The 11,015-nt window shown below is 65.8% G+C and carries 10 protein-coding genes and 1 pseudogene; 2 read left to right on the forward strand and 9 right to left on the reverse strand.

From position 1 onward, the window contains the following. From AZG88_RS13930 to AZG88_RS13965, 8 genes and pseudogenes are all read right to left on the reverse strand, one after another. Window positions 1-1,264 (reverse strand): annotated as a pseudogene (locus tag AZG88_RS13930) (aspartate aminotransferase family protein); the annotation flags it as partial. Further along, entirely contained in the window at window positions 1,261-1,722 is a 462-nt protein-coding gene (locus AZG88_RS13935) for an Lrp/AsnC family transcriptional regulator (protein ID WP_025432051.1), read from the reverse strand. The gene AZG88_RS13935 and the pseudogene AZG88_RS13930, both read right to left, overlap by 4 nt. An 85-nt stretch (window positions 1,723-1,807) precedes the next feature. Then, window positions 1,808-3,343, reverse strand: a complete 1,536-nt coding sequence (locus AZG88_RS13940; RefSeq protein ID WP_082764732.1) for an APC family permease — start codon at window positions 3,341-3,343, stop codon at window positions 1,808-1,810. A gap of 78 nt (window positions 3,344-3,421) precedes the next feature. Next, window positions 3,422-3,802, reverse strand: a complete 381-nt coding sequence (locus AZG88_RS13945; protein WP_061698022.1) for a cupin domain-containing protein — start codon at window positions 3,800-3,802, stop codon at window positions 3,422-3,424. Further along, the gene (locus tag AZG88_RS13950; RefSeq protein ID WP_061698023.1) at window positions 3,799-5,223 is read right to left on the reverse strand and encodes an NAD(P)/FAD-dependent oxidoreductase; all 1,425 of its coding nucleotides are present in this window, start codon (window positions 5,221-5,223) and stop codon (window positions 3,799-3,801) included. The genes AZG88_RS13945 and AZG88_RS13950 overlap by 4 nt, the downstream gene beginning before the upstream one ends. Window positions 5,224-5,399: 176 nt before the next feature. Continuing rightward, window positions 5,400-6,839 (reverse strand): family 43 glycosylhydrolase, encoded by a 1,440-nt coding sequence (locus AZG88_RS13955; RefSeq protein WP_061698024.1) that lies wholly within the window; start codon window positions 6,837-6,839, stop codon window positions 5,400-5,402. A gap of 123 nt (window positions 6,840-6,962) precedes the next feature. Continuing rightward, a complete protein-coding gene (locus tag AZG88_RS13960; RefSeq protein ID WP_061698025.1) occupies window positions 6,963-7,394 on the reverse strand; it encodes a nitroreductase/quinone reductase family protein in 432 nt (143 codons plus the stop codon). Window positions 7,395-7,413: 19 nt separating this feature from the next. Further along, window positions 7,414-9,249, reverse strand: coding sequence for an MFS transporter (locus AZG88_RS13965; RefSeq protein ID WP_061698026.1), 1,836 nt, complete (start codon window positions 9,247-9,249; stop codon window positions 7,414-7,416). A 349-nt stretch (window positions 9,250-9,598) separates the two neighbouring features. Between AZG88_RS13965 and AZG88_RS13970 the strand changes: the two genes are divergently transcribed. Next, a complete protein-coding gene (locus AZG88_RS13970) occupies window positions 9,599-9,997 on the forward strand; it encodes a hypothetical protein (protein ID WP_061698027.1) in 399 nt (132 codons plus the stop codon). Here the strand turns inward: AZG88_RS13970 and AZG88_RS13975 are convergent. Beyond that, window positions 9,981-10,484, reverse strand: coding sequence for a hypothetical protein (locus AZG88_RS13975; protein WP_025432053.1), 504 nt, complete (start codon window positions 10,482-10,484; stop codon window positions 9,981-9,983). The two genes, AZG88_RS13970 and AZG88_RS13975, sit on opposite strands and share 17 nt — an antisense overlap. Before the next feature lie 91 nt (window positions 10,485-10,575). On the opposite strand from AZG88_RS13975, the gene AZG88_RS13980 reads away from it, so the two are divergent. Then, on the forward strand, window positions 10,576-11,015 hold a 440-nt coding region (locus AZG88_RS13980; RefSeq protein ID WP_156517480.1), incomplete at its 3' end, for a DUF222 domain-containing protein.

Below are 11,015 nucleotides of genomic sequence, written 5' to 3' on the forward strand. Positions count from 1 at the left end.
CCCGGCAGTACAGGCCGGCGTCGAACAGGGCGGTGGAGAGGAACCCGTGCAGGATCCGTTCGGCTTCGTCGTCGGTGAACGACTCCTTGGTTGTCTTGTCCTTGACCAGTTCGATGCCGTAGAAGAAGCCCTCCCCGCGCACGTCGCCGACCATCGGCAGGTCGGTGAGCTTGTCGAGGGTGGCCCGGAACGCCGGCGCCTGCTCGGCGACGTGGGCGTTGAGGCCCTCGCGTTCGAAGATGTCCAGGTTCGCCAGCGCCACCGCCGCCGAGACGGGGTGCCCGCCGAAGGTGTAGCCGTGCGCGAACATCGACGTCCCGTCGGAGAACGGTTCGAACAACCGGTCCGAGGCGATCATCGCCCCGATCGGCGAGTACCCGGAGGTCATCCCCTTGGCGCAGGTGATGATGTCGGGCACGTACCCGAAGTCGTCGCACGCGAACATCGACCCGATCCGGCCGAACGCGCAGATCACCTCGTCGGAGACCAGCAGCACGTCGTACTCGTCGCAGATCTGCCTGACCCGCTCGAAGTAGCCGGGCGGGGGCGGGAAGCAGCCGCCGGCGTTCTGCACCGGTTCGAGGAAGACGGCGGCGACGGTGTCCGGGCCCTCGAATTCGATGGCCTCGGCGATCCGGTCGGCGGCCCAGATCCCGAACGCCTTCGGGTCCGAGCCGAGGGGTTCGGGGGCCCGGTAGATGTTGGTGTTGGGGACCCGGAACGCGCCGGGGGTGAGCGGTTCGAACGGGGCCTTCAGGGCGGGGATGCCGGTGATGGCGAGGGCGCCCTGCGGGGTGCCGTGGTAGGCGATGGAGCGGGAGATCACCTTGTGCTTGCCGGGTTTGCCGACCTTCTTGAAGTACTGCTTGGCCAGTTTCCAGGCGCTTTCGACGGCCTCGCCACCGCCGGTGGTGAAGAAGACCCGGTTCAGGTCGCCGGGGGCGTAGCCGGCGAGGCGTTCGGCGAGTTCGATCGCCGGTGGGGTGGCGTAGGACCAGAGCGGGAAGAACGCGAGCTGTTCGGCCTGCTTGGCGGCGGCCTCGGCGAGCTCTAGGCGGCCGTGCCCGGCCTGGACGACGAACAACCCGGACAGCCCGTCGAGGTAGCTTTTGCCGGCCGCGTCCCAGATCCGGGCGCCCTCACCGCGGGTGATGATCGGCGGGGTGATGTTCTCCCCGTGCCGGGAGAAATGCCCCCACAGGTGGCGGCGGGCGGCCGCCTCGAGTTGCGGCGTCGTGGGCGAAGTGTTGGTAACCGTGGTCATCGGGTTCCCCAATCATATTGCTGTTTGACAAGTTTCAGGTACACCATCGTCTCGGTGCCGAGCACACCGGGAATAGTGCGAATTTCTTTGTTGAGCACGGTCAGGAGGTGGTCGTCGTTCTCGCACACGATCTCGGCCAGAATGTCGTAGGCGCCTGCCGTCAACACGACGTAGTCGATGGCGTCGACGTCGGCGAGCCGGGCGGCGATGTCGGTGACGTCCCCGGTGCAGCGGATTCCGACCATGGCCTGACGTGAGAATCCCACTTGAACGGGGTCGGTGACCGCGACGATCTGCGTGACGCCGGTGTCGATCAGCTTCTGCACGCGTTGGCGTACAGCCGCTTCCGACAGTCCGACGACCTTGCCGATGGCCGAGTAGGACCGCCGTCCATCCTCCTGAAGTTGCTCGATGATCTGCTTGGACACGGGATCGAGAGAGGCAGGCTGCTCAGACATGGTCGAATCCTCCCTTGCTCGTGGTGTCGAAGACAATCGGCTCGGACATTTCGGAACTATCGCCTCTTCCTGGTGACGTGGGTACTCACGATTCGGGCACCTTCACTTCGGTGTCGGCGGTGAGGGTGCGTCCGCGGAAGAAGTTCCGGGAACCGGTCGCGAAACACAGCAACATCAGGGGGATTCCGACCACCAGCATTCCGACGCCGAGAACGAACACGCCCCCGAACGGGCCGAACGCGGTGAATCCGTAGTCGGGACGCAGCATGTCGACGGCGCTCTGGACGAAGGCCCACGTCATGCAGAGGGCGCCGAGCAGCGGAAAGATGCCCCGCATGAACAGATTACGTGCCGAGTCGAGGAGTGTCCGACGGAAGTACCAGACACACGCGTAGGCGGTGATGCCGTAGTAGAAGGCGACCGCGAGTCCGAGCGACGCCACCGAATCCTGCAGGGCGTTGGCGCTCGCGAACGACAGGACCAGGTAGAACAGGAGCGCCGACGCTCCCATGACCAGGGTTCCGAAGCCGGGGGTCATGTATCGGGGGTGCACGGTGGAAAATTTTCGCGGCAGTGCCTCGTAGACCGCCATCGACAATGTTCCGCGGGCCGTCGGCAGGATGGTGGTCTGGGTCGAGGAGAGCGCGGAGATCGAGACCGTCAGCAGCAGTAACGACGCTGCCACCGGTCCGGCGACCGGCCCGCCCAGAGTGGTCAGCACGTCGTCGACGTTTTCGGGATTGTTCAGGCCGATGCCGGTGTCCCCGAACCCGGCGAACGACTGGACCGCGTATCCGACCAGGACGTACGTGGCGACGAGAATGACCGTGGTCAAGACCGCGGCGCGGCCGGGAGTCCGCTCGGAATCCTTTGTTTCCTCACCGACTGCCAGGCAGGCATCCCACCCCCAGTAGATGAAGATGCACAGGATGATGGCCTGTGCGGCACTGGACATCGAGACGCCGGTGGGAATGATCCAGTCGAGTTTCGGGGTGATCGCCTGCGGGCCGGCGGTGCCGCCGAACACCTTCGACAGTGCGATGACGCTGACACCGATGAGGACGGTGAACTGCACCGCGATCAGGACATTCTGCAGCCGTTCGCTGATGAGGATGCCGCGAAAGCTGACGTACGTCATGGCCGCGATGAAGAAGCACCCCAGCAGCACCTTCGCGGCGAGCGACTCGGCTGCCGCGTGCAACCCGAGAACCTCGAACAGGTAGATCGCCGCAATCTCCGCGGTGTTGGCGAGGACGATGATCGCGGACACGGCGAGTCCCCACCCCGCCATCCAGCCGATCCACGGACCGAACGCCTTGGTGCCCCAGGTGAACGAGGTCCCGCAGTCCGGGGTGTCGCGATTGAGCTCGCGGTAGGCGAACGCCGTGAGCAACATCGGGATGAACGCAACGAGGAACATCGACGGTGCCTTGTCGCCGACTGCCAGAACGACGTATCCCAGCGTCGCGGCGAGGCTGTAGGCGGGCGCGACCGAGGACAGCCCGATCACCGTGTTGCCGATCAATCCCAGTGCGCCGCTGTTGAGGCCCTTCGCGGTGCCGAGCGGGTTCTGGGTCTTCGAGGGCTGGGTCTTCAAGGGTGGAGGTTCGGCAATGCTCATCAAGTCTCCCTCGAGGTGTGCGGGTGCGGGCAGACGTGCCCGTGCAGGTGTAGTACAGGGGTGCAGTGGTTTTCGCGGCTATGTTGCCGGTGCGGCGATGAAGATCTTTCGCAGCGTGTCGCGCACGATCCAGCGGGTCTTCTGGCCGGACCGTACGTGGACGACACTTCCGGGACCGAGCTCGAGATCCGGGGTACCGTCGTCGAACTGCACTGTCGCGTCGCCGCTGAGCACGACGAACACCTCGTCGATCTCGACGTCGCACGAGGTGCTGGGCTCGATCTCCCACACGCCGACGGTGACACCGGCGAAGTCGCCGAGCACTCGTTCGCCGACCTTCGGCACGCTGTCGCCGATCACCTGCTCGTCGGGCAGGCAGTGGTAGTCGAGATCGGTGGTTCGAGCATCGGTATGCGGTCCGGATTCCCAGGCGACGACCCCGGTCGCGGGGTCGCTCACGAGTCGAATCCCAATCCCACCGCGTCGAGAGCCTTGAGGAAGAGGTTCCGTCGGCCCTCCGTGTGATCGGCGCGATCGAGGGACCATCGGGTGGCATTGATACCGGCCGCCGCCAACGGTTCGGGCGGGAAGGGGAGGGGCATGGACTTCACCAAGTCCAACTCCGTCAACGCCGTCGTCTCGCCGGACACCTTGTCGAGCATGACGTTCGCCGCGAAGCGGGAGGCGCCGACACCGAGACCGGTGAAGCCGGCCGCGTACGCGATCCGCCCCTTCGCCGCGGAACCGAAGAACGAGCAGAAGCGTGTCGACGTATCGATGACGCCGCCCCACTTGTGGGTGAACTCGAGGCCCTCTAGCTGAGGAAACGTCGTGAAGAAGTGGCTCGCGAGCCTCGCGTGGGACTCGGGGCGGTCTTCGAGGTCGTGGTGCATTCCCCGCCCGAAATGGTAGATCGCGTCGTATCCGCCCCAGAGGATTCGGTTGTCGCGGGTGAGCCGGTAGTAGTGGAATTGGTTGGACATGTCGGCGACGCCCTGCCGCGCAAACCATCCCACCTCCGTGAGCTGTGCGTCGGACAGCGGTTCGGTCATGAGCACGTAGTCGTACACCGGAACCGTGTGCAGCCGATACCTCTTCAGCAGGGACGGAAAGGCATTGGTTGCCAGGATCACTCGTCCGGCCGACAGGGTCGCGGACGCCGTCCGAACGCCGACCCGGGACGACGATCGGGAGCGGACGAGATCGAGAACCTTGGTGTGCTCGAACATCTCGACACCGTGCTCCGCGCAGGCGCGGCCGAGTTCGGTGGCGAGCTTGGCCGGATGTACCAGCGCGGTGGACTGCTTGTCCCACACACCGGCCAGATACGTGGGCGAGTTCACCTGCGCCCGCATCGCGGGCCCGTCGAGCACCGTGGTGGTAGCGCTCGGCGGCGTGTCGAACACGTCCTTCGCCTGGTAATCGGCGATCGCGACCGAGATCGCGCCGTTCCGTTCGAAATCGCAGTCCAACCCCAGAGTGTGGACGGTCTTCTCGATGGCGTCGAGGTTCTCGAGCCCGAGCGCTTCGAGGGCGTCGATCTCCCCCGGCCAGCGTCGTCGTCCGTTCTCGCTGCCGTGGGTCAGGCTGGCTTCGACGAACCCGCCGTTGCGACCGGAGGCGGCCCAACCGATGGTCTCGCCCTCCACGAGCGCGACGGACAGTTCGGGGTGGCGCTGTTTCGCGAGCAGAGCACTCCAGAGTCCGGTGTATCCGCCGCCCACGACCACCAGGTCGTACGCGGCGTCGGCCGAGGTGGTCGGGTAGGTGGGTGTGTCGGCGACGTCCTCGATCCAGAACGGTGCCAACCGGGTGCGCCGGAGCGCATGGTCGACGACCTTCGCGTTCGGTTGATTCTTCTCGAACACTGTCTGCAGCATGGAGCACCTTTGTTGGTGGAATGACCGAAAGGTGACGTGTGAGGCACGTCACCGTGGCTCCCATCCTGACCTACGCCTGCCACTATTTCAATAGCAATAGGCGAGAAATGTTGCGGATTCAGTTGTAGAAGTAAGAATCGGAAACCGAATCGGTTGTCTCCTGCCGGCTGGCCTCGTCAGCGCGCGACCGTGCCGAGGTGTAGCGACACCGAGCGGACCGGGCTGATCCTGGCCGCGTCGCCGGACTTCACGGCGTGAACGGTGCCGAACTCGACGGTCTCGTCGGGGTAGGTGCCCGCGAACGCGTAGGCGTAGTAAGTGCCGGCGACCGCATCTCCCGGGACCGTGTAGGCGATGGCCTCCTCGAGCACCTCGCCGGGTTGCAGGTCGACGTCGACCGGCCCGAAGAACGGATCGCTGGTCCGGCCGTCCGGGGAGACTGCGCTGACCCACACCTGCCCTGCATAGGGACGGTCGTCGGGCGCCTCGACGAGCATGGTCGTGTCGACGGTGCCGCCGCCCGCGGGCAGCGTGGTGTCGGAATCCGCGCGCAGCGTGACCCGCACCGGCAGGTCCGTGTCGGGGTTCGCCGGCCCGGTCGACGCGGGGGAACCGTCACCGACCTCGGGCCAGCCGTTCGCCCACACGATCCGGTCGATCATCCCTTCGCGCCGGCGGGCTCCGCTGGGCAGGTCCCGGTTGTCGCGCGGAATGGCGTGGTACACGATCCAATCCGAGCCCGCGTCGTCGGAGACCACCGTGTTGTGTCCCGGTCCGGCCCACGGTTCGCTGCCGGCGAGGATGAGCGCCCCGCCGCCGTCGTTCAGGTCCTGACCCTTCCGGTCGAGGTACGGCCCCGTCAGCGACTCCGACCGGCCGACGAGGACCCGGTAGGCCGTGTCGGCGCCGTTGCAGCAGTTACCGGCGGAGAGGAACAGGTAGTAGTAGCCGTCGTGGAATTCGACGTAGGGGCCCTCGAAGCGCTCGTCCGCGACCCGGACGGGTTCGCCGGCCGCCGCGGTCCCGTCCGGGCTGAGCGGGATGGCGTGGACGCCCTGGAAGTTGCCGACGAACATCGTCTTCGTCGTGCCGTCGTCCCACACGAACGGGTCGATGGTGCCGCCGACGCCGACGTCGTGGGCGCAGAACACGGGCCGGCCCAGATCGGTCCACGGTCCGGTGGGCCGGTCGGCGGTGGCGAGACCGATGCACGGGTTCGACTCGTCGTAGAGCGAGTAGTACAGGCTGAACTGACCGTCGGACTCGAGCACGTTGGGCGCCCACGCGAGCTTGCCGTCCGGATGCCACGCGGGCCGGTCGGGGAAGACGTCGCCGAGATACATCCAGTCCATGAGGTCGGCGGACTTGAAGATCGACATGTTGTGCATGCCCTGGCCGTCGCCCCAGTCGTCGGCGGTCGTGTACATGTAGAACATGCCGTCGGACGCGCGGACGACGCTCGGGTCGGCGGCCACCGGTTGCACGATCGCTTCGGCCGTCGCCGACGGGGCCGGCGCACCCATGAAGACGAGAAGCATCAGCGTCGTTACGATCCACCCGCGCCGCGGACGGTGTCGGGTGCCGGACTTGTGCAGCGCAGCATCGTCAGTGTCCACGTCACTCCCAACCTCGCCCGCCCGGAATCCGCAAATCTATAAGGGTGAGGTCGAGGTTAAGGGTGGAACCGGCTCACTGCGCCGGACTGCAACCGAACCGTGTTCTGCCGGCGGTGACCGGCGTCAGGTCGTGGGGTCGAGCAGAACCAGAGGGATCTCGCGGTCCGTTTTCTTCTGGTACCCTGCGTATCCCTTGTAGGCGGCGGTCACCTTGGGCCACAGACGGGCCCGCTCCTCGGGGGTTGCCATGTGGGCACGCATGGACTGCGCGGGGTTTCCCTGGAGCGACAGTTGGACCACCGGGTTGGCCTGCAGGTTCAGGAACCACGCGGGGTTGCGGTCGTCGCCACCACGTGACGCCACCACGACGAGGGTGTCACCTTCCCGCACCGGCACGGTCAGCATGACGCTGTGCACCTTCCCGGTCTTGCGGCCGACGGTGGTCAGCTCCACCGCCGGCATCTTGCCGAAACTCCGCCCCACCCGCCCGCCGGTAACGCGCAGCAGGGCGCGGTGGGCGGCGTTCATGAACTTGAGTCCGCGGTCCGTCGGCATGGTTTTCAGCGTAACGGTTTCAGTGTCCGGGGGAGGTTGCCTCCGCCGTTGACGGATGGTCGTGGACGAGTTCGCTCGGGCCGATTCCGGCCTCGCCGGCGATTCCGGCGAGTTCCGCGCCGACCGACTCGTGCGGCTCGTCCGCCGTCGCCTTCTTCTGCGGGCCGGTGAGCAGCGAGGCGATTCCGCCGATCACGCACGCGACGATCGCGAAAGCGAACGCCATGGCGAGGCCGTCGGCGAACGGACCCGAGATCAGCTGGGGGAAGAAGTCCAGGCCGGTCAGGTGCGCCTGTTGCTGCTCGGTGAGCGAGGACAGTTGCGGTCCGAGCAGTTCCTGGATCGGGTTGACGCCGAGGAACGCCGCGAACAGCACAGCCACGGCGGGGAGATTCGCGATCTGGGTGGCCTGCGCCGCGGGAACCCCGTTCGCCATCAGTCCGTCGCTCATCGCGGCCGGAAGGTGGGAGCTGAGTCCGGCGATCATCAGACTGAAGAAGAATCCGATCGACAGCACCATCGCCGCGTTCTGGAACGTCGTCATCATGCCCGCGCCGACGCCGCGCGCGTCGGCGGGAAGGCTGTTCATCACCTCCGCCCGGTTCGGCGCGGAGAACATCCCCATTCCGACGCCGTTGATCAACAGCGTCACGGCAAATGCCCAATAGTCGAAGTCGACCGGCAGGGCGATCAGCAGACCGAACGTGCCCGCGGTGATGAACATGCCAGTGCTGGTGAACCACTTGGTGCCGAACCGGTCGGAGATGACCCCGGATACCGGTGCCGACAGCAGGAATCCGATGGTCATCGGCAGCATGTAGATGCCCGCCCACAGTGGGGTGCGACTGTAGTCGTAGCCGTGCTGCGGCAGCCAGATGCCCTGGAGCCAGATGATCAGGATGAACTGCAGTCCGCCGCGGCCCAGTGACGCGACCAGATTGGCGATGTTGCCCCAGGTGAACGACTTGATCTGGAACAGATGCAGGTTGAAGAGGGGATTCGCGACCTTGGTCTCGATGACGCAGAAGATCGCGAGGACTGCGAGACCGCCGACGAGGCACCAGAGCACCAGCGGGCTGCCCCAGCCCATCGATGACGAGCCGTACGGCTGGATGCCGTACGTGATGCCGACCAGCACGGCGATCAGTCCGACGGCGAACGTGATGTTGCCCCACCAGTCGATGTCGGCATGCCGGCGGACGCCGGTGTCGCGGAGTTTGAGGTAGGCCCAGATCGTTCCGACCACGCCGAACGGAACCGAGACGAGGAAGATCAGATTCCAGTGGATCGGCGCGAGGATGCCGCCGATGAGCAGGCCGAGGAAGGATCCGGCGATCGCGGCGACACCGTTGATCCCGAGCGCCAGCCCACGCTGATCAGCGGGGAAGGCGTCGGTGAGGATCGCCGACGAGTTCGCCATCAGGAACGCTCCACCCACGCCCTGGACGACGCGCCACCCGATGAGCCACAGTGCCGCCTCGGTCCCGTCGAACCACGTCACTGCCAGGAAGATCGAGGCGATCGTGAACACCGCGAAGCCCATGTTGTACATCCGGGCGCGACCGAACATGTCGCCGAGCCGTCCGAAACTCACGACCAGGACTGCGGTGACGACGAGGAAGCCCATCATCATCCAGAGCAGGTAGCTCGTGTTGCCGGGTTCGAGTGGGTTGAGGTGGATGCCCTTGAAGATGTCGGGGAGCGCGATCAGCACGATCGACGAGTTGATCGTCGCCACCAGCATGCCGAGGGTGGTGTTCGACAACGCAATCCACTTGTAGTGCGGGCCGAGTTCGTCGAGTGTCCGGGTGTCGTCACCGATCGGGGCGGAAGGTTCCTTCGTATGGGAGACCAAGGGATTTCACCTCTCGGGTTTTCATAGTTTTGAAAAGTAAGTAATCGGAAAGCAAAGTGTTCGGTTGTCGCGTCTTCGTTGTGGTGGGCGATCGGACGACCGCGGCATCCACCGAATGGGATGCCCGGATTGTCCGGTATGTCACTGTCGCTCAATCGGTTCCGTCGAGACGGCCGATCAGGGTTGTGATGATACGACGTCTCGTTCCACCCCGCACCCCAGGCACTGTGGCCCGATCGGGGGACAGCCGAACCACCCGATTCCGGGTCCGATCGGAGGACAGTCGCGACGCCCGATACGCGACAGGATGATCTTCATGCGAGTCGGACGCAGGAACAGGACGAGGTAGATGTCGACGATAGCGAGCACCACGCTGGCAGAGGTGGCGTACGAGTGGTGCACCGAGGCGGAGATTCAGGTGCAGCCGTCGGCTGTCGCGGGCGGGCGGAATGTCATGCGCAGCGTGCTGTTCATTGGTAACCCGTCCACCGTCACCGAAGTGACGCACTGGGCCGCCGTGCGGCACTGGACGGTGGAGCAGGGGCTGAAACCCGTACGCGAACTCCAGGGTGATGTGCTGTGCGCGATCGTCACCGAGGCCGTCGCCGACGGGACCTGCGCGTCGGCGGATGCGGCGGTCGTGCAGCGCGTGCGCGCCCGAGGCCTGGACTGCATCCCCGTCTACGACATCGAGCCGTGGGGGACGGCCCGGTTGCCCGGTGCGCTTCCGCCTACGTCGGCTCCGTGAGCGCGCGTTGGGCCGCGGGCCAGAACTCGAATCCCGCGGTCATCAGTCCGCCGAGCCCGATGATGATCACCGCGGCGTCGACGCTGGTCCGCCCCTCCTTCGCCCAGTAGACGTCTTGCAAGTCCAACAGCAACGCCAACTCGTCGACGATGAGCGCGGTACCGACGCCGTACGAGATGGGCACCGTCGGATGGCGGCGTTGCTTCTCGGAGCCACGTACCGCCACCGCCCCGACCCCAGCCAGCGCCGCGATGCCGAGGTTGTAATGGTGGAAATGACGGCCGTGGAGACTCAACCCACCGCCGGCCGGTCCGTGCCCGCGCCTGATCCAGTGAGTCAACGCCCGCACCCCCGCGAACGTCAGCGTGAACGCACCCCACGACACCACCGCCGACTGCTCACTCGGATCGAGCTTCCGCCGCCACGCAGCGCGCAGACGGCGCCAGCGGCTGCGGTGGGGTTCGGTCGCCGGGTCCTGGGTCGTCACACCGTCAAGCGTGCCACCCGTCCGGGTGCTTCGTATGTCATTTTGTCGTGAAACCATTGACTCGAACATATGTTCGAACTAAGATTCAAGGATGAGGCTCGGGGGAGATATTCAGGGGGCGTTGTCGGACGAGATTCTGGCGACCGCGGTCGGTGATGCGTGGCGTCTGGCCGAGGCGGAGTTGCTCGAATCGGTCGTTCGTATCTCGGAGGAGATTCAGCGACTCGAAGCCCTGCGGGTCAAGCTCGTCGGTGCCGTCGACCACCGATGCAAGGTCGACGTGCTGGGGTTTCCGAACGCCAAGATGTGGCTGGCCTCCAAGACGCTGCTCGAGGTGGGGGCGGCGGGGCGAATCGTGCTGTTGGGCCGAGGTTTGCGTCTCCAACCTGAAATCGCGGACGAGTACTTCGACACCAACATTTCGGCGGAGCACGCAGCGCTGATCATGAAGTTCTGCGAACGGCCACCCAAGGGCATGCCGCTCGAAGCGATGGACGACTGCCGAAATGCGTTGCTGTTCGCGGCAACCGG

It is taken from the genome of Rhodococcus sp. LB1 (assembly GCF_001583455.1).
GTDB lineage: Bacteria > Actinomycetota > Actinomycetes > Mycobacteriales > Mycobacteriaceae > Rhodococcus_F > Rhodococcus_F opacus.

Coding starts and splice junctions, on each gene's coding strand:
- AZG88_RS13935 (WP_025432051.1), bottom strand. CDS start 1,722: ATGTCTGAGCAGCCTGCCTCTCTCGATCCCGTGTCCAAGCAGATCATC.
- AZG88_RS13960 (WP_061698025.1), bottom strand. CDS start 7,394: ATGCCGACGGACCGCGGACTCAAGTTCATGAACGCCGCCCACCGCGCC.
- AZG88_RS13940 (WP_082764732.1), bottom strand. CDS start 3,343: ATGAGCATTGCCGAACCTCCACCCTTGAAGACCCAGCCCTCGAAGACC.
- AZG88_RS13950 (WP_061698023.1), bottom strand. CDS start 5,223: ATGCTGCAGACAGTGTTCGAGAAGAATCAACCGAACGCGAAGGTCGTC.
- AZG88_RS13970 (WP_061698027.1), top strand. CDS start 9,599: ATGTCGACGATAGCGAGCACCACGCTGGCAGAGGTGGCGTACGAGTGG.